15 protein-coding genes are annotated in these 18,453 nt (G+C 38.3%); 9 read left to right on the top strand and 6 right to left on the bottom strand.

The features are described 5' to 3' along the window. Positions 1-232: 232 nt before the first annotated feature. Together ACQFX9_RS02510 and ACQFX9_RS02505 are read right to left on the bottom strand one after the other, a co-directional pair. Entirely contained in the window at positions 233-643 is a 411-nt protein-coding gene (locus tag ACQFX9_RS02510) for a hypothetical protein (protein WP_427160558.1), read from the bottom strand. An 88-nt stretch (positions 644-731) separates the two neighbouring features. Then, positions 732-1,694, bottom strand: coding sequence for a M48 family metallopeptidase (locus tag ACQFX9_RS02505; RefSeq protein WP_427160557.1), 963 nt, complete (start codon positions 1,692-1,694; stop codon positions 732-734). A 188-nt stretch (positions 1,695-1,882) separates the two neighbouring features. Here ACQFX9_RS02505 and ACQFX9_RS02500 point away from each other — a divergent pair, with 188 nt between their 5' ends. The 4 genes from ACQFX9_RS02500 (at position 1,883) to ACQFX9_RS02485 (ending at position 5,280) form a co-directional block, all read left to right on the top strand. Further along, positions 1,883-3,421: a helicase C-terminal domain-containing protein gene (locus ACQFX9_RS02500; protein WP_427160556.1), complete on the top strand. Its 1,539-nt coding sequence runs from the start codon at positions 1,883-1,885 to the stop codon at positions 3,419-3,421. A gap of 45 nt (positions 3,422-3,466) precedes the next feature. Continuing rightward, positions 3,467-3,598 (top strand): hypothetical protein, encoded by a 132-nt coding sequence (locus ACQFX9_RS02495; RefSeq protein ID WP_427160555.1) that lies wholly within the window; start codon positions 3,467-3,469, stop codon positions 3,596-3,598. 30 nt (positions 3,599-3,628) lie between these two features. Then, on the top strand, positions 3,629-3,841 hold the full coding sequence (locus tag ACQFX9_RS02490; RefSeq protein ID WP_236142975.1) for a DUF2839 domain-containing protein: 213 nt from the start codon (positions 3,629-3,631) through the stop codon (positions 3,839-3,841). Positions 3,842-4,935: 1,094 nt separating this feature from the next. Beyond that, on the top strand, positions 4,936-5,280 hold the full coding sequence (locus ACQFX9_RS02485) for a DUF1815 family protein (RefSeq protein ID WP_427160554.1): 345 nt from the start codon (positions 4,936-4,938) through the stop codon (positions 5,278-5,280). A gap of 418 nt (positions 5,281-5,698) precedes the next feature. On the opposite strand, the gene ACQFX9_RS02480 is transcribed toward ACQFX9_RS02485, so the two are convergent. Continuing rightward, a complete protein-coding gene (locus ACQFX9_RS02480; protein WP_427160553.1) occupies positions 5,699-7,756 on the bottom strand; it encodes a CHAT domain-containing protein in 2,058 nt (685 codons plus the stop codon). Positions 7,757-7,877: 121 nt separating this feature from the next. On the opposite strand from ACQFX9_RS02480, the gene ACQFX9_RS02475 reads away from it, so the two are divergent. After that, positions 7,878-8,378, top strand: a complete 501-nt coding sequence (locus tag ACQFX9_RS02475) for an acyl-CoA thioesterase (protein ID WP_427160552.1) — start codon at positions 7,878-7,880, stop codon at positions 8,376-8,378. 57 nt (positions 8,379-8,435) lie between these two features. Here the strand turns inward: ACQFX9_RS02475 and ACQFX9_RS02470 are convergent, their stop codons facing one another. Beyond that, the gene (locus tag ACQFX9_RS02470; protein ID WP_236142978.1) at positions 8,436-8,633 is read right to left on the bottom strand and encodes a hypothetical protein; all 198 of its coding nucleotides are present in this window, start codon (positions 8,631-8,633) and stop codon (positions 8,436-8,438) included. A gap of 362 nt (positions 8,634-8,995) precedes the next feature. After that, complete coding sequence (gene dxr, locus ACQFX9_RS02465) at positions 8,996-10,192, bottom strand: 1-deoxy-D-xylulose-5-phosphate reductoisomerase (RefSeq protein WP_427160551.1); 1,197 nt, start codon at positions 10,190-10,192, stop codon at positions 8,996-8,998. Positions 10,193-10,671: 479 nt separating this feature from the next. Here dxr and ACQFX9_RS02460 point away from each other — a divergent pair, with 479 nt between their 5' ends. The 3 genes from ACQFX9_RS02460 (at position 10,672) to ACQFX9_RS02450 (ending at position 14,813) form a co-directional block, all read left to right on the top strand. After that, positions 10,672-11,964, top strand: a complete 1,293-nt coding sequence (locus ACQFX9_RS02460; RefSeq protein WP_427160550.1) for a mannosyltransferase family protein — start codon at positions 10,672-10,674, stop codon at positions 11,962-11,964. A 103-nt stretch (positions 11,965-12,067) separates the two neighbouring features. Next, positions 12,068-13,441: a mannosyltransferase gene (locus tag ACQFX9_RS02455; RefSeq protein WP_427160549.1), complete on the top strand. Its 1,374-nt coding sequence runs from the start codon at positions 12,068-12,070 to the stop codon at positions 13,439-13,441. A gap of 112 nt (positions 13,442-13,553) precedes the next feature. Beyond that, positions 13,554-14,813, top strand: a complete 1,260-nt coding sequence (locus ACQFX9_RS02450; protein WP_427160548.1) for a hypothetical protein — start codon at positions 13,554-13,556, stop codon at positions 14,811-14,813. A gap of 23 nt (positions 14,814-14,836) precedes the next feature. Here the strand turns inward: ACQFX9_RS02450 and ACQFX9_RS02445 are convergent, their stop codons facing one another. Further along, positions 14,837-16,387: an ArnT family glycosyltransferase gene (locus ACQFX9_RS02445; protein WP_427160547.1), complete on the bottom strand. Its 1,551-nt coding sequence runs from the start codon at positions 16,385-16,387 to the stop codon at positions 14,837-14,839. A 951-nt stretch (positions 16,388-17,338) separates the two neighbouring features. On the opposite strand from ACQFX9_RS02445, the gene ACQFX9_RS02440 reads away from it, so the two are divergent. Continuing rightward, positions 17,339-18,253, top strand: a complete 915-nt coding sequence (locus tag ACQFX9_RS02440; RefSeq protein ID WP_427160546.1) for a polysaccharide deacetylase family protein — start codon at positions 17,339-17,341, stop codon at positions 18,251-18,253. The last annotated feature ends 200 nt before the right edge of the window (positions 18,254-18,453 follow it).

Genomic DNA, 18,453 nt, shown 5'->3' with positions numbered 1-18,453 from the left:
TTCAAAATTCAAAATTCAAAATTCAAAATTAAGAAATCCATGTTTCATAAGGGTTGCTTAATTTGGATCTTTGTGCTGAATTTTGGGGAATAGTCAGAACTTTGATTTTTCGTTTACATAAGTCTGAAAAGCATCCCTCTAATGCTGAGGCTACACCTGATACGAGAAGAACGGAGTCTCTTAAACAACTATTTTGGGGAATCAGGGATTAAGGAATGTTGGAATATTTATTTCAATTGCGATCGCTGTGATTAGGTGACGAAAAGTTAATTATCTCGGAAAAACGTGAATATTTTACCAAATCACTGGGCGGATAATCTGCTGACACGGCAATTAACCCAACTTTGATATCCTCAAAATAAATCATCCCGCCAATTCGTCCTGCTACCTGGAAAGGGCCATGAAATAGCTGATACTGAGGAATGTGTATCAGAAAGAACCCATTAATTTTAATGAACTGGCCAAACATTTGCTGACAAGTTTTTTGGACAACAGCATTGAGGTAATCATTAGCAGCTGGCTCACCCAGGTCAGTGAATTCTGGATAATCGGCGAAATTATCCATATAAAATGACCAAATATCAGCTAGTTCCGCCTCATGGGTCAGTTTTTGCTTGAGTTCCTGCAATCGTGCGATTTCCATAGTTTTGCATCTTGGTGAGAAGGGGCAAGTACACAGCACTGTTAAAAATTTACTACAGCCAGTGCAACACGATTTTGTCAGGTGGGAATTACTGTGAATTTCTTTTACGCTCAATTTCCCGTTGTAATTCTTCTATTTGGCGACGTAACTCTTGTGCTTCTGGGTTTGAGGGTTGGGTGTTGACATTAACTGCACCAGAAGCAGGCGATCGCTGATAGTTACCCCGACGAATTTCTTGATATTCTGAAGATACTGCCCATTGACGTAAATACTGCACTCTTTCCACTGCAAAAGGATGAGTCAGCATCATTCCTTGTCCACCGTTGTAAGCTATAAATTTATACAATTGATTGAGTCCATCATCATCTAGTGCCTGATAGTCTTCTGACTGTTTAATAAATTCTTTTAAACTACATTCATTGATATATTTGTTACTTCCACCAGTTACTTTCATCATCGAATACATAACAGTATCCAAGTCATCAATTACTAACAATGCGGCTCTATCGGCGGACAACTCAGCTCTGCGTCGCCATTCAAAAAAAGCGTAAATTAAGGCCTGAGTGACAAAATTGCCAATCCCAAAGGTTAACTCCCCGATCATAGAAGCCGCACTCATTGCCCACATCGCCATTTGAATTAAAATAGTATGACCACATTTAATATGTCCCAACTCATGGGCTATCACAGCCCTAATTTCGGCTTCATTGAGTAAGTCTAGTAATCCCGTATTGATCACTATGTAAGGATGCTCTTGACCTAAAGCGTAACTATTTACTTGGGAATTTTGTTCTACAAATAGTGCTGGTTCTGGATAGATATCTAAATCACGCACACATTCACGAAACATCTGGTAAATAGTGGAATATTGCCGTGGCCCGACTTGGATGGTGTTACCCATCAGATAAACTAATTGCGGGCGTTCGTAAACAAATTCCACAAATTTACGAGCAACGAGATCAAATCCTGGTAAATTGCGTAGGGCTTGTTCGGCTTGGCTATCTAGGGGATGTCTAAAGGCTTCGCTGGAAATTCCTGTGTAAGTTGGCATAATTCAGGGTGATAGGTAATTAGTTATTAGTCATTAGTTATTAGTCATTAGTCATTAGTCACAAGTTTTCATGACAATGGCTTTTACCTTTGTCTGTTGAATGTTAACTGTTGACTGTTGAATTCTGACAACATAATAGAAGTGGGGCTATTGGCTCAAAAAGTCACTTTTTATGGGATTAAAAGCGTGTGATTGAGGCAGAAGTTCATTTATCATTACATAACTTCCTGCGATCGCAGGCGGGTTTCCCTTCGTGGCCCCATCATTTGACGATGGCCCGGTTGGTAGCACGCGCCTTGCGCGTAGGACGCAGCGCATTAATTCAGGTAGGGGCGGTTTGTGGCTATCAAGGCCGATATCGCACCAGTTTTATCGCCTCGGCTTTAATGTGGCCAGGGTCTGTAATTATTGTGGCTACAGAAACAGTACAACAACGTTTGTTGCGAGTGGAAATTCCCCGCTTACAGCAATGGTTACAAGTTAATAAACCAATCAGAACAGGTGACGCTTGGCCTAATGCTGAGTTCCAAGGGCTACTTCTCACCACCCCAGAAGCTTGGTTAAAAGGTCAGCTATTACCCAGCCCTAGTTTTCCCCCAGGTATTCCTACCATCATTGATGGTGTGGATGATTTAGAAGATTGGGTACGTCAACAGCTTACTAACACCATCGCACCCCCAGACTGGGATCAATTACTCTTAGCTTGTCCTCAACAGGCTGACACTATTCGTTCTTTGAGGGCGCAACTCACCCATGAATTATTTCAGCATCCCGCCAACCCTTATGAGTGTTATTTAATTGCTCAGTCAGAAGCAGACATTTTAAACAATCTTTGTCAAGTTTTAGCAACGGTTGATAACATTCCGACAGTTTGGCAACAATTCTGTCAACAGTTCCAAAAACTCAACGAGAATTCTGTCCCTGACCTTTTTTGGTCTACTATTGCCCGTCGTCAAGGTTTATTCTCTCTACATTACGCCCCCATAGAATTAGGCAGCATTCTCGCCCCCATTTGGCAAAGACAACCTGTAGTTTTAGTGGGTAGTGCTTTTGAGCCAGAAACCGAAGCTCCCCTATTTCGCCAGTGTTTGGGGTTGAATGATGACATTACCTGCTTGAAATTTGCCTCTGATAGTCAGTCAGAAGCCATTCAACTGCATATTCCCTATAAGTTACCTCTACCCAATACACCAGAATTTCAAGGGGCATTTATTCATAAAGTGCGGACACTCCTGTGTTTGAGTTCCACCGCCCCAGGCTTGACGGTGGTATTAGTGGGGGATGTACCACTCAAAGCCCAAACCGGCGCAATTCTCGCCGCCGAGTTCGGTACAAGGGTACAAGTAGAAAAAACTTGTTTAGATGACAATGGGATTTTAATCACTGGCTGGGAATTCTGGCGCGAACATCAAGCCGTTTTACCCGCACCCCAATTGTTAATTATTGCAACTTTACCTCTACCATCTTTAGAACATCCTCTAGTCGCTGGTAGGGTAGCTTACTATAAGCGATCGCATCAAGATTGGTTCCGTTTATTTCTCCTCCCCACAGCCTTAAATGAACTACAACGAGCGATCGCACCTCTACGTGAAAATCAAGGTATTGTAGCTCTATTAGATAGCCGCGTCATCAACCGTAGCTACGGTTCTCAAATCCTCACCGCCTTGAGTCCGTTAGCCCGTCTTAACTATCTAGATCCGAGTTTATTTACCCAGGGTGAGGAGTGAGTGCTGAGTGGTGAGTGCTGAGTAATGAGTGGTGAGTAATGAGTAATGAGTAATGAGTTAGGAAATAAATTCTACCTTGTCCTCCTTGTCCCCAATCCCCAGTCCCCAATCCCCAATCCCCAGTCCCCAACCCTCCGCCCCTCTTTTCAAGCTAAAATACCTCATGACATCGACTGAGAACCTGCATTGAGTTGTGGATTTCTGATTATGGGTGAAGCAAAGCGTCGTAAAGAATCACTAAAAGAACAATACGGTCAAGAGAATCGGATCTTACCTTGGGTTCCCATTACTAAAAGCCAAGCAGAACTATTCATGACGTGGACTACTCGCGGAACTTGGGTCTGCATCGGCATTTTAGTTTTTGTTTGGGTGACTATTCGTTTTATCGGCCCTGGTTTTGGCTGGTGGCACGTTGTTTAGTCTCTCTTTTGGGTGAAATAGAATAAGGTAAATCATTAAAGGTTTGTAGTGAGAACTTTAGTTCTCTCTCCGAGATGCTACGCGAACATAAAAGGACTAAAGTCCTTACTACGAACTGAATTATGGTATTTTTCCAGTCGTTATACTTAGATCCCTATGGCAAAAGTTAATTGTATGAGCTTAAGGGGACGTTAGTTCATTATGAATTGGTTTGATCAGGGCTTTTATGGGTGTTTTAAGCATCCCGATTGTTAAGCTAACTATGATTTCTACCCATCGTTAGAGTGACTAACCTCTACTCTTCCATATGATTGGCTAACAGAGTTGATCAAAAATTAGCTTAGGGACTTCCAGACAATAAAGTATTCAATCCGAGCAAATATCATCATTAGATTCTTCTCCACCTGCGTCCCCTGTGTCCCCTACTCACCAAAGCGATTGTATATTTTTGTAGTTGGAAATCCCTTAATAGTCTTCGGTACTGGCAATCTGCGCGCTAGAAACAACCAATGGAGGCAAGATTAGTAAATGATTATTATTTCTTGGGATAAAAATTAAATAATTATATCGAGGAGTTTTACCCTGGATGATTGAGCTACTTTATTGCGGGGTAATGAAAACATTTATACTCTTCTACTACTTTTCTACCTTGCAGTTGCAGTCTGGCTTAATCTCTACCAAAGATATGTCAAGCCTACAGTCGAATTAGAATTATACTTTGTCACTTACCCTGATCATTACTGGCACTAAATGTAAAAACCTGATGAGTAGCAATCAGTGCTTTTCCTGTGGTTGACAAAGGCTAAAACTAGGTTAATCTTAAGAGCGATCGCTGCTAATCCAAAAAGAAACTGACAGAGTTTTGTAAAGAAAGTATCAAGTTGGCTGATTCCACCCGCAAATTTAGTTTTGCAAACTGAATAGTTTGATACGGCAGCTGATGCAGTTTTTTCTTACCCTAAGCCAAGGTGGGTTACAAACTACCTGAATAAATATCCGGTAATTGTAATGAATAGTTTACAATACCAATGGGTGGAAAAATCTAAAGAAAATATAAAAGAAACTCAAATGACTGTGGTGTCTGGAGGACAAAAGTGTTTCTAAGACTAGCGCATCAACATCGGCAGTTCGTTCAAGACTTGGTAATGAATCTACAAGCCTTGGCAATCGTACTAGAACGACGGGGATATCCTGCATCCTGTTATACTTGTGGCGACCAAATGAACAGTGCTTCATTCATGGTCAGCCTGGGCAATAATCACCTAATCAGGTTTTTAGTCTCCGATTATGGTATTACCTGGACAGAAATGCGTGATGATCGGGAATTAATGAAATTAGAAGGAGCAGAAGCAATTAATCAATTGCAAGAATTAGCAAATCTCGTCAAGCAACCTACACCAGTTGTTACAGGTGCTAAGGTATTGGCGAAAAGAGGTTAAAAATATCTGTATTTGGGTGTGATTACCACAAATCGTCCAGAATCGATCCTCAAATTGAGCATCGGTTAAATTTTTATGAGCAATGGTTAATTGATAATCAACCAGCCAAATGCTGTACTGTGTCCGTTGTGGCTACCCAAATCCAGTCTCATCTAATTTTGGATTTTGGATTTTGGATTTTGGATTCAAAACCCAGATTCTTAGCTTATTCCCAAATCTTGAAACAATACTACCTATCCCAATTCAGGACTAAAGTCCTTACTACGAACTGAATTCTAGTGTTTTTACTTAGTTTCTTTTGAAGAAGTTGAGATATTAGCTGGAATTTTGCTCAATCATATTTGAATTAGGTTAGCGTTTTTGGGCGTAGTGAATTACGTCTGCGTTAGCTTAATCTGCAAAAATATAAGTAATTCTTCTACAACCCATTACCAATTAAAATGAAAGATGCCCAGTAATATGGGTGATTAAAACTACCAGTAGTGGAAACTGAGTTTGATTTATTGCCTGTAGATGAGTCACCATTAATTAAACTTAACTGTGCTTGTTGTAAAGCAGTAGTTTTAGTCATCTTTCCTGTGGCTAGTTTGGCGTAAAAAGCATTCATCAGGACTTGCGTACCACCATCATCTACCGTCCAGAGGGAAGCGATCGCAGACTTTGCACCAGTTTTTTGAATTTGGTAGCCAAAGCCTAATATTTCTTGACCATTACCTAACTCACCACCTAAACCAGTTTCACAAGCACTCAAAACAACTAAATCGACGTTGGGTAATGACCAACTAGCAATATCTGTAAGATTGACGCGCTCGCCATTGCCAAATAGAATAAACGAGTCTTGAGGCTGACCCACTACAAACGCTGCATGAGTCGCTAAATGAACAATTGTATAATCGTCCATCTGCGGGACTGTAATTTCAGGGGTAAAAGCCTGATCTAACAGTGTTTTAGTTTGGGGAAAGGTAGAGGCTAAAGAATTCACTTCAACTGCTGCAAATGGTAAGCCGGAAAAAGCTACACGACGATTACCTAATGCTACTTGATAACTACCCTTAGTAAAAGCCCCAGCTAAAATCCGCAAATCCTTATGAGGATTGGTGTTTAGGTTAGTCAAACTAGCGGATGTAATATAGTCAACACTGTATTTTTGTACTAACCATTGTTTACCATCATACAAAGCAGATAAGGGAATATAACGTAACTTTCCATCAGGTGCATACAATAAAGTTTGTGTCCCCGCCTGTTGGAGTTCCGATTCTAGGGGTTTAATTAGCCAGTTGTATAATTGAAGTGCAGGGGTTTTGACATCACGACTGGGATTGATTAAGGCTTGACGAAAAGCCGTGATGGTTTGATTGAGTGTTTCTTCACTAACTGGGACTGTGTAATGAATTGGGGGTGATTCTGGTGTCACTAAGACCAATTCTAAGCGGTTGGGTAGAACTAAAGGATAGATAATTGCCGATTTTTGCGGTAATTTAGCTAAATCATCCCTTAAAGAGTTGATATTTTCTAAATCTAAGTTTTGTTGCCTAGCAGTTTGACTAATTTTTTGTAGTTGGGTGGTAATAGCTGGACTAGAGAGAAACTTATTAAAGGCTGCTAATTGTTGCTGCTGCTTGTTTACCAATTCCTGGAGGCGTTGTGTTTGCTTTAGCGATCGCGTTTGGGGTGATATTTGTCTGATACTATCTAATTCCTTACCTATCGCTATGGAATTATTTAGGGTTTGCTCTAATTTCTGTTTTACGGCTTTTTCACCGGAAACTAAATCGATTCCTGTGGTAGTACGTTGATTACCAGGAATATTCTGCATATATCCTTGCAATTCTTCTACTTTGAGTAAATCAATCGTCCTTTGTGCTTCAGCTACGCGTCCTTGCTTCAGTAGATGCTCTCCTAAAAGACGGTAAGTTTGAGCTACAGTAATGTTATAAGCATCTGGCTGTGGCTCAGACATCGCTGATGGTTGTAAACGTGCTAACTCACGATTAATCAGGCAATGCTTGTAAAAGAAAATAGCTAACTCTGGTTGATTCTGTACCTCAAACAAGTAACCGATATTACTGTAAGTTTTACCCCGTTGGATGGGATCATCTATTTGCCGATAAATGACCCCAGCTTGAAGATAAGCTTGCAATGCTTGGGAATAATCACCTTGAGCCTGATAGACTCTACCCATGTTATTAAAAGTCACACCTTCCCAAAATGGTGTAGCTTTAGTTTTAGTCATCTCTAAAGCTTTTGCTAGCTTATTCATCGCAGTTGGGAACTGGCCTTTTCGGGATGCAGCGATCGCTTGTGAATTTAACTGTGCTACTATTTGGGCATCATCAGGAGATATTGCAGACGGAGCTGTATTGCCATTCCCCGCACTAGGTTCTACTTCTTGGTTTAATGGTTCTGAACTCTGACAACTAACCAGGAAAATCCCTAGAAAAATGATAATTAAGTAAGATTTAAAATTAGGGTACATAAAAAAACACTCCTTGATATTGAGGAGCGTAGATGCTGATCAATGGGACTTATTTTATAATTCAATGCCTTTTTGTGTTATTCCATAATTTGGAACTACCTAGCAATTAATCAACAAAAAGATGTTTGAAGAACAATCCAACCAAGCGCAATTACCACCTACTAGTGCGATTGAACTTCCCAAGGTAAGTGAATTTGATACTTGGTTTGCATATCCTATCAGAGTTCATCCCCACCACACTGATTATGCTGGTATTGTTTGGCACGGCACATACCTTACTTGGATGGAGGAAGCAAGGGTAGAATGTTTGCGTTCTATTGGGATCAATTTTGCTGATTTAGTAGCTTTAGGCTGTGATTTACCAGTTGTAGAAATCTCTATTCGCTACCATCTTTCTATTCAGTTAGGAATGGATGCTGTAGTCAAAACTCGTATGGCTGATGTGACTGGTGTCCGCATCAACTGGGATTATGCTATTGTTTCCACTGATGGACAGCAATTATACGTTACAGCCAAAGTGACTTTAGTCGGTTTAGACAGAGAACGCGGTAAAATCATGCGCCAATTACCTCCCACGGTTCAGGATGCCTTTGCTAAACTGGCTGCACCAAAGAATAATTAACTATTGACTGTTGACTGTTGACTATTGACTGTTGACAGTCACCATAATTTATCTAATCTAATTACCAAGATTCAGTTTTGATACTGTTTGAATTAGTCTCATAATTTGTTGCCAAATATCCTGCGGTGTAATACCAAAACCGATGTGTAACAAGATGAGAATAGCCGCAATCATCAAGGCATTACTAATAGTTGCCTTTAATATTCTCCAAACAATAATAAAGACAATCCAAGCTACAATTAGGGTAGGAATCATAATATAGTGTTCAGAATTTGATGGTGGTTAGTTAGATACTTTTGATTAGTAGCCAGCACTACACCAGAATACAGACTTGGGATTTTCATTATTACTTGTCAAATTTCAACACAGTGTTGTTTTGACAAAAATATTTATATTTAACAATCAGATTTTTCGGCTACTATTCGTCTGATATTTATACCACAGCAACCTATACTAATTCCGGAAAGAAAACTAGTATCTTAGACATAATTAGTCAATTATTTTGGCGGAAGAGGTAAAAATAGAGACTAAGAATAGGCTCAGAAATAAAAAGGTAAAAGGCAAAGGATAGGAATTTTTTACCTTTTGACTTTTGCCTTTTTGTTCTAGTACCTTTTTCAGCTAATAGAGATCATACGTGGTTCGCTAGCAAAACTTTTGGTAGCTGTTAATACTTCTTGTCTTGCCCATTGATCTGCTGCCAAAATGTCATCTAAAGAGGGATTGGCACAGTTATCATGTTGATGGCGATCGCACACCCATTCAATACAACGTGGAATGTCTAAAAATTTGATTTTCTCTTCTAGAAATAATGCCACAGCCTGTTCATTAGCAGCATTCAACACCGCAGGCATCGAACCGCCAGCTTTACCCGCCGCATAAGCTAACTGCATACAGGGATATTTTTGGTGATCTGGTTCACGGAAAGTTAGATTACCAGCTTTCACTAAATCTAGTCTTTCCCAGTCAGTGTATATGCGTTCTGGCCAGGACATGGCATACAACAGGGGTAAACGCATATCTGGCCAGCCTAGTTGTGCTAGTACAGAAGTATCTTGTAATTCAATCAGCGAGTGAATAATGCTTTGGGGATGAATGACAATTTCAATATCTTTGTAATCTAAACCAAATAAAAAATGAGCTTCGATGACTTCCAAACCCTTATTCATCAAAGTGGCGGAATCAACGGTGATTTTTCTGCCCATTGACCAGTTAGGATGTTTGAGAGCATCAGCTACTGTTACTTCTGCTAACTTTTCTACTGGCCAGTCTCGGAATGCTCCTCCTGAAGCTGTGAGTAAAATTCGCCGCAGGCCGCCTTGAGGTACACCTTGGAGACATTGGAAAATCGCCGAATGTTCAGAATCAGCCGGGAGTAATTTAACACCGTGTTTTTCTATTAGTGGTAAAACTACTGGGCCACCAGCAATCAGGGTTTCTTTATTGGCTAAAGCGATATCTTTACCAGCCTCAATGGCGGCGATAGTTGGCAGTAAACCCGCACAACCCACAATACCAGTCACCACAGTTTCTGCATCACCATAGCGAGCAACTTCGATGACCCCAGCCTCACCACCGAGTAAAATCGGTTGAGGATCAAGGTCTTGTAAAGCTGCTTGGAGTGCTGGGAGTTTTTCGGCGGCGGAAATAGCGGCTATTTGTGGTCGAAATTGCCGAATTTGGGCGGCGAGCATTTCTACATTGCTCCCAGCTGCTAAACCCACAATCCGAAATTGATCTGGGTGCTGAGTAACAATATCTAAAGTTTGCGTACCGATAGAGCCGGTAGAACCAACAAGAGTTATAGCTTTCACAATTGCTTAAGAATTTACAGCTAACTCTCACTATAAATTGCCACGTACTCATTCAGAACAGCGATCGCAACAATTCGTACTGTCTTTTGTATGCTAAATTTACTACCATAAATACGCAAACTTAGTATATCAAAATACTAAATAGGTCATTCTCCATGCTTAAAATGATAAAAATGTTTAAGAATTCCTATAAGTATCACTGTGGCATTAAATTTACATAAATTTTCTTTGTCAAGTCGGATACTTAGGAGGGGATTGGGGATTGGGGACTGGGGACTGGGGATTGGGGATTGGGGACTTGTACTGAGCTTGTCGAAGTATTGGGGGCTGGGGACAAGGTAGACAAAGTAGAATTTATCTCCTAACTCCTAACTCCTAACTCCTAACTCCTAACTCCTAACTCATTACTCAGCACTCAGCACTCAGCACTATAAAATTTGAATTTTAAATTTTGAATTTTGACTTCGGAGCAAAGCGACGTGACGACAGTTCAGATATTAATTAGAAAAGTTTTGTGGAAAAATCATATTTTCTTCCCCGTATTAATGTGGTTTCTCAGTCGAGTAATTATCTGGACAACAATGTTGTTAATTACACCAACATTATTTTCGTCAATTCATTGGCATTGGGGTATTTTTGATGCTTGGGATGGTGTACACTATCGAGCGATCGCCACTACTGGTTACGAATTTGTCAATGATGGTAAACAACACAATTTAGCTTTTTTTCCCCTGTTTCCCTTCTCTATCAAGTTATTAATGCAGTTGGGGTTATCCTTTGAAGTGGCAGGATTATTAATTAATAACTTGGCATTTTTAGCTGCACTGTACTGTTTATACTTATGGTTAAAGGAATTTTACGGTATAAGAGTCGCTCAGTGGGGTACAGCTATCCTGTGTTGGTATCCCGCTTCGATGTTTACGGGGGTAATTTATACTGAGGGATTGTACTTGTTTTTAAGTACAGCAACTTTAAGAGCCTTTGATACAAAAAAGTATAGCTGGATGGCGATTTGGGGAGCAATGGCCACAGCGACGCGTCCCACGGGGTTAGCGTTAATACCTGCTTTGATTATGGCAGCAATTAAAGAACGGAGAAATGCGATCGCTTATTTAGCAAGTTTAGCCACTGCCACCGGAGTATTATTATTTAGTCTTTACTGTACTATCCGCTTTCATGATCCCCTAGCCTTTATTGCAGCACAGCGCGGTTGGCGACCTTCCTTGGGATTCGATTGGCAAGGATGGTTAAATATGGTTATGCAAATTGTTGTAGGTGAGAAAAACTGGCAATTTGGTTGGGTAAAGGCTACATCAGGCTGGATTAATGATCCCTGGCATCCGCTAATTTTTATATTACTGAGTATCGGTGCTTATTGTTTATACCACTTCCGTAAGTCTTGGATTGCTGTCAACTTAGCCTATGGTTTTTACACCCTAGTTTTATTACTGCTAATTTGGACAGATACCAATTTAATGAATCAAATACTCAATGCTTTTATGGTGTTGGGTGGTATTTACTGTCTGTGGTGTTGTCGTCAACAACTCACCCCGGTAACTTTGATGTATGGTTTTTGTGGTGTGGGTTTATTGTTAGCTTCCGGTGGTACTATTTCCCTCAGTCGTCTTGCCTATGGGATTGTACCCTTGAATGTCGCAATGGGTTTATTAGTTTCTCGTCATCCGCGTTTGGGATCTTTTACCTTGGGTTTATTCGTCGCCTTACTTGCTAAACTCGCTGTGGGATTTGCTCAAGAACAATGGGTAGGTTAATAATTTGCATTTCTATCTTTGATCATTGATTGATAAAATCAAACATAACTCAAAGTTATTCCTAAATTATCAGGGTAATAATTTATTATTGGTTGATAAATCAATGAATAAAAAGAAATATGTATTGTTCGTCTTACCTTTAATTATATTTTCTGGATTTTTATTTTGTACTATCCTGGGAATGTTATTAAATCCAGAATCCTTCTATAAATTTTTCTCACCTACACAGTTATACAGAGTAATTCCACCACAACTACCTCATAGAAGTTACTACTGGGATGTAGAACATTACGCCGCATTAGCTATAAATCCTCGTTGTAATGCTTTTTATCCTCTTTGGCCTTTTATTATTCGGAGCTTATTTCATCCCCAGAGTATAGAACAAGCAGCACATTACTTTCTAGTAGTAGCAAATTTTCTATCTTTTATTGGGATTTTTGCACTTTTTTGGGTTTTTAACATAGCTTTCAAGAGAGTAAGTTTAGCTTTCTTATTAGTTCTGGCATATTCTGTGAACCCTATGGCTATATTTCGTGTTATAGGTTACACCGAAAGTTTATTTGCGCTATTGAGTACATTATTTATCTGGGTTTGCTTACCTAGATTAAAAATTAATCAAAATATTAAACTGTGCTTAATTTTTATGCTGACATTTTTGTTGGCTTTAACTAGACCTGTACTTATTCAAATATGTTTTTCCTCTCTGGCTACTTTAGGAACTATCTTGTATATAAAATACCTCCAAGAAAAACAGAGTTTGGGAGGTAGTATATTCACTATCATCAGTCAGCATTTATATGAGATTAAACTAACTATTAATATTTGGATATCAGCATTATTAGGCTACTCTGTCTATGGTAGTTTTTGTCTAATCAAGCGAGGAGACTTTCTGGCTCCGTTTCAAGATCAAAAGCTGTGGGGTAAAAGTCTGGGACTACATTTAGAACTTTTATTCACCCCAAAATCGTTACTATTTGATTTGTTAGCTCTTTATTTACCTTTTATAGTTTTGTTTTTGGCTATTATCTGTGTATATTTAGAATTTTCTCAAAAAAGCATACCATTATTTATTCCCCAATCTCGACTATGGAACATTCTATTGATCTACCCGCCATTATTAGTTATTTTATATATATTTAATTTACTGAAATATCATAAAGTTAGACATAATGAATATTTTAAAAAATTGATGAATAATAATTATATTTCTTTACTCAATGAAAACTATATTTTTTGGTTTTCTATCTATTTTACTGTTATTCACTGTGTCATTGTCTTTTTTACGCAAGACCGCCTTTTTAGTTTAGGTAGATTTATATTTGCTTTGCCTTTTTTCTTTATAGCAGTTGGCTATATATATCGTTATCTACTACCGAAAAATAAAGGCTATGATACTATATATCTATTTATTGTTGTCTCTGCAATTGCTTTGATTGAACAATGGTATAATTACGGACAAGATAAATGGTTAGGTTGAGCAATCACCGATTTGATAGTCTAATTAAGATAAGTTAACAATGAGCATGAGTATAATCAAATCGATTGATTTAACTAGTATTTATTAATAGATTATTTTATAAATAAAATGAATGATTAAAAATAATTATATTTTTAGCAATAATTGGTTATTTGTGATCGGAATTTGGTTATTTAGCAGATTCTTTATAATTATTGCTATGTTGGGGATTGCACCCTTACTACCTGCACCAAACAACGGCATAGCTGCAACTTTAGATTGGGATGTATTTTATGCCTTTGATAGTGTTCATTATGAAAAAATAGCGATCCAAGGCTATGGTTATTCAGTCATAAATCAAGACTATTCAGTTGTATTTTTTCCTTTATTTCCTCTGATATTAAGAGGATTAATTATTTTAGGGGTGCCATTTAAATTGGCAGGCATATTACTGAATAACTTAGCTTTTTTGGGGTCACTAATTGTATTATTTTCTTGGATAAATAATTGCTATGGCATTAAAGTTACAAGATGGGTATTAGCTGTAATGACTTTCTTTCCTATGTCATTATTCGGCACAGTAATTTATACAGAAGGATTATATTTATTGTTGAGTACAGCAACTTTAAAAGCTTTTGATCAAAGAAAATATGTTCAAATGGCTATTTGGGGTGCTATGGCTACAGCAACTCGCCCGACAGGAATCGCTTTGATATTATCCTTATTGATCGTATCCTTCAAGGAAAGTAGAGGTATCAAGGCCTATATTTTCAGTTTAGCCAGTGGTGCTGGCATATTTCTGTACAGTATATACTGTCAAATTAAATTTGGTGACTTTTTAGCATTTGTTCACGCACAAAAAGCATGGCGGCCTGAATTGGGATTCCGATGGCAAAGTTGGTTAAAGATACTGATGCAGATAATTATAGGCCCGGTAAATGTCAAGTCTGGATATATTAAAGATCCTTGGTATCCACTGTTGTTTGTGGGCTTGATCATTATCGCTTATTTATTATGGTATTTCCGTAAACGGTTAGGTTCTCTCAAAGTAGATTATGCGTTTTTCATCTTAATATTATTAGCCTGGTTATTAGCGGGAGATCCTTTGATTAATGTGGGAATATTCTTGGGAGGTGGTTACTTATTATGGCACTTACGTTCTCAACTCCTCTCAATAATTTTTGTTTACGGTTGTTGCGGTTTGGGACTAATTTTTGCCTCTGGGGGAACTATATCCATGAATCGCATCGCTTACGGTATAGTATCACTCAGCATTGCTTTGGGGATGTTGCTATCTCGCTATTCTCGTTGGGGATATGCTGCTATGGCGTTTTTTACCATACTTTTAATTACTTTCTCTATACGATTTTCACAAAACTTATGGGTAGCTTAAAAGTAAAGATGTAAACATATCAATTAATTGCTTGGCGGTGCAATCAGAGTAAATTCTCCGGCTGTCCCTAGTGATTGATTATCTGTTATATTAACGCTATTCAAAGTTTTATTATCTAAAAGCAAATAGGAATCATTAGCCAAAACTTGTGATATATCTGAATTTTTTATAGGTATTACTCTACAGTCACAATAAAAATCTAAGCTAGGACGACCATAAGCAAAAGAAGTGTAGATTTTTGTCCCTGGTGGAACATGGTTGCGAATTAATTCAGCTACTGGTTTGACGGGAAAAGCTTCGTTTAATTCCCATATCCAAGATTTGGAAGTCATGAGTAACATTAAAACCAAATACATTCCGATAAATAAAACAGGAATGAAACGGCGATCGCTCCTATTCACTAGCCATGCTACACTACCCATACTCACGGCTAAAACAATACTCATCACTATTAGCACAGGTTGAGGATCATTCGCTGCGAAATAAATACAACCTCCTATCCCTGCAATAGACAAAACAGCAAATATGATTGTCCAAACTCTCTTTTGCAGATGTTGCTTTTCCCAAACTTCGCTGACTTTCGCCCCAACTGCTAAGGCTAAAAATGGATATACAGGTATGACATACCAAGGAAGTTTAGTTGGCATTAAGGAAATAGTGCCTAAATAAACTATTGTTCCTACTAAGACTAAACTGCCCCAAGCAGTATGACGTTGTTTCCCAGCTAAATACAAACCTCCAGGGAGAAATAACACCCAGGGAAAACCATATTTGAGAATTTCGATGAAATAATACCAAGGATAACCTGTATTTCCCTCAACAGTTTCTACAAGTCGGTTAAAGGTTTGGTTTTGTAAGTTGATTTGTAAAAAAGTATTGCCATAATGCAGCCACTGTGCAGTGTACCACGCGATCGCAGGCAGACTACCTAAGAAGATTCCCACCCATAAATAAGGATTTTGCCACCATTTCCATTGTCGATTGATGATGAGAAATAAACCAATAATTCCCCCCAATAGTAAAACTATCATCCCTTTAGTCAGGGTAATTAGTCCCAAACCCAAGCCTACACCTAACGCGTAGCGGAGGTTTTTTCGCGCCTTGAATAAACAAAACAGTGCTAGCAGAAAAAAAGTCACTAGCGCACCGTCTAACATAGCTAATCTGCCGTGACGGACTACAGGTAGCATTGTCATGTACACTAGAGCCGCAAATACAGCAGGTAAATTACGCCCGAAAATTAATCTTCCCAAGGAAAACAGCAAAGGCACACCCAAAGCTGTCAACACCGCACCTGGTAAACGTGTTGTCCATTCATTCACTCCTACTGTAGAATAAACCCCAGCAATGAGTGTATGTATCAAAGGTGGCTTATTATGATATGCTTCTCCCCCTAGCGTGGGATACAGCCAACCCATAGAATCAATAGGCGATCGCCAAATTTCACGGGCTACTTGTGCTATTGTTCCCTCATCCCAATCTCGCAGGGGTAAATTACCTAAGCAAATTAACCAAAGCAACAGCGATAATGCGGATAAAGTTAATAGCCATTCTTTTTCTCGGAATGGACGCATATCAAAAACTTAAGATAATGTTGTGATCAATCCTTGGTAAGTAATCAGTAACTAAAAATACAATTTGACCTAATTGAATTTCCTCTGATCTGTATGAATTACTCTTTACAGTTTAAACTTTTGGTAAACAAATTTCAGTAATTTTACTGTAACAATATATATTTAATTTTAATATTAATAATGTAGGGCATAAAATAAATTAGAAATAGCAACTAAGAAAGTATCTAGTCATTTACCCCTTGAGATTCAAATAGTCACTATTTGAAAATAAGATTCAAATTCAATATTTAATAACATGATTTCTCATCAAGGATGAAAAGAGTATATAGATTAACTTATAAAAAGCTCTTTCCTGTGAGAAACTATTTTAGTCAGAGTTTAGTCTACCTGCTTGATAGAGCCTAACTTAGAAAACAACCCAGTAAAAACTTAATTTTTTCTTTAAAAGGTAAAAATGGCATTCAATATTAAAGTGTGTATCATTATTAGTAGTTGCATAGAGCTTACAGCAGACAAAATATTTAACCTAAATCAAAATTTTGAATAGCTCATATTTGACAAATATCTACACACTAAATAGTTGTGAACCTCATAACATAAGTTTAATTACCCTTTTAACTGTATACTAAACCACTTAAGTGACTGTAATTATATCTAAACTTGCAGTAAAGCTAATGAAATTTTTCATTATTCCTTGAGTGAATTTAGCTAGTATTCAAAGGTATCAAATATTCTAGAGGATCTGTAGTAAATCAGTGTATAAATTTAAATACTATTACCTACAGCTGAAGCTTAAGACCCCAGGGTGTAGATTCTTAATTTCTGTGAATTCGTATTCAAAGTTTCAGGATTATCCGATATTTTCTGCGTATCCAAATATTGGGATTTAGATGTGTTAAAAATCACCATCACAATAGGGTTTGATGGTTGTTACCTTGGAGGAGCTAGGAAGTGGAAAATAATAAGTCGTTGCTATGGCCACAGGGAATATTAATTGCTCTGTTTGCTTTAAGTGCCAGTTTGAGTGTTGGTTTGATGATGTTAGTAAAACCCAATACATCTGATGCTGAGAGTAGACACAGCATTGATTTCAGCAATGTACCGACATCAGCCGCTAAACCAGGAACTCAAAAGCGAATTGAAAGCTTAAAAACAATGATGCTGAATAGTTGGCAGCAACAAGCACAAGCCAAGGGTATTTCTGCTTTATCTCCACGCTTCCAAGGAGCTGTAATTAAATCAGCAACTCTCAATAAAGAACAAAAAGTAATTGCCTTGACTTTTGATGATGGCCCTTGGCCTGAATCAACAGCAAAAGTATTAGATATTCTTAAAGAAAACAATATTAAAGGTACATTCTTTGTTGTTGGTAGAAACGTCAAGGAGTATCCTGATATACTCAAGCGTGTAGCTGCCGAGGGTCATACCATTGGTAATCACACTTGGCATCATTGGTATCATGCAATGAATCCCCAATTAGCTGCTTATGAGGTAACTAAAACAACAGAGTTAATTTATCAGATTACTGGTGTGAAACCGACTTTATTTAGACCACCAGGGGGAATTATGAACAACGGGGTGGCGGCTTATGCCAAAAATAATAAATATGCGATTATTATGTGGTCGTCAGATTCCGTTGATTACTCACAACCCAGCGTACCCAGGTTAATTAACAATGTTTTTAGCCTAGCCAGACCTGGTGGTATTGTCTTGATGCACGATGGCGGTGGGAATCGCTCTAAAACTATCCAAGCCTTACCAGAAATTATTGCTAAGTTTCGCAGTCAAGGTTATAGCTTTGTGACAGTTCCAGAATTGTTGGAAATGCAAGAAAAAGCCCAAAAGGTGGTAGTAAAGAAGAAGTAATTCTTCATACTGTTCATTAATCAACAATAAATGCAGTAATAGACTTTGCTATTATAGTTTTCACCTTATAATTCATCTTTTTATGACTGGTAAATTAACAGATTAAGGGGCAAATACTAGCAAAGCATATCTTGGTTTTAAGTGTTATTAACACTCCACCAATATTGATATTTCTACACAGTAAAGCCCGACTCTCAAAA

The organism is Aliinostoc sp. HNIBRCY26 (assembly GCF_050235535.1).
Taxonomy (GTDB): Bacteria; Cyanobacteriota; Cyanobacteriia; order Cyanobacteriales; family Nostocaceae; genus Trichormus.
This window is presented reverse-complemented; position numbering and strand designations above follow the sequence as displayed.

What these genes read in the sequence shown, in the direction of transcription:
- ACQFX9_RS02505 (WP_427160557.1), bottom strand. Translation starts at nt 1,694, where the DNA reads ATGCCAACTTACACAGGAATTTCCAGCGAAGCCTTTAGACATCCCCTA.
- ACQFX9_RS02490 (WP_236142975.1), top strand. Translation starts at nt 3,629, where the DNA reads ATGGGTGAAGCAAAGCGTCGTAAAGAATCACTAAAAGAACAATACGGT.
- ACQFX9_RS02445 (WP_427160547.1), bottom strand. Translation starts at nt 16,387, where the DNA reads ATGCGTCCATTCCGAGAAAAAGAATGGCTATTAACTTTATCCGCATTA.
- ACQFX9_RS02510 (WP_427160558.1), bottom strand. Translation starts at nt 643, where the DNA reads ATGGAAATCGCACGATTGCAGGAACTCAAGCAAAAACTGACCCATGAG.
- ACQFX9_RS02480 (WP_427160553.1), bottom strand. Translation starts at nt 7,756, where the DNA reads ATGTACCCTAATTTTAAATCTTACTTAATTATCATTTTTCTAGGGATT.
- ACQFX9_RS02450 (WP_427160548.1), top strand. Translation starts at nt 13,554, where the DNA reads ATGATTAAAAATAATTATATTTTTAGCAATAATTGGTTATTTGTGATC.
- ACQFX9_RS02495 (WP_427160555.1), top strand. Translation starts at nt 3,467, where the DNA reads ATGAGTAATGAGTTAGGAAATAAATTCTACCTTGTCCTCCTTGTCCCC.
- ACQFX9_RS02470 (WP_236142978.1), bottom strand. Translation starts at nt 8,633, where the DNA reads ATGATTCCTACCCTAATTGTAGCTTGGATTGTCTTTATTATTGTTTGG.
- ACQFX9_RS02455 (WP_427160549.1), top strand. Translation starts at nt 12,068, where the DNA reads ATGAATAAAAAGAAATATGTATTGTTCGTCTTACCTTTAATTATATTT.
- ACQFX9_RS02475 (WP_427160552.1), top strand. Translation starts at nt 7,878, where the DNA reads ATGTTTGAAGAACAATCCAACCAAGCGCAATTACCACCTACTAGTGCG.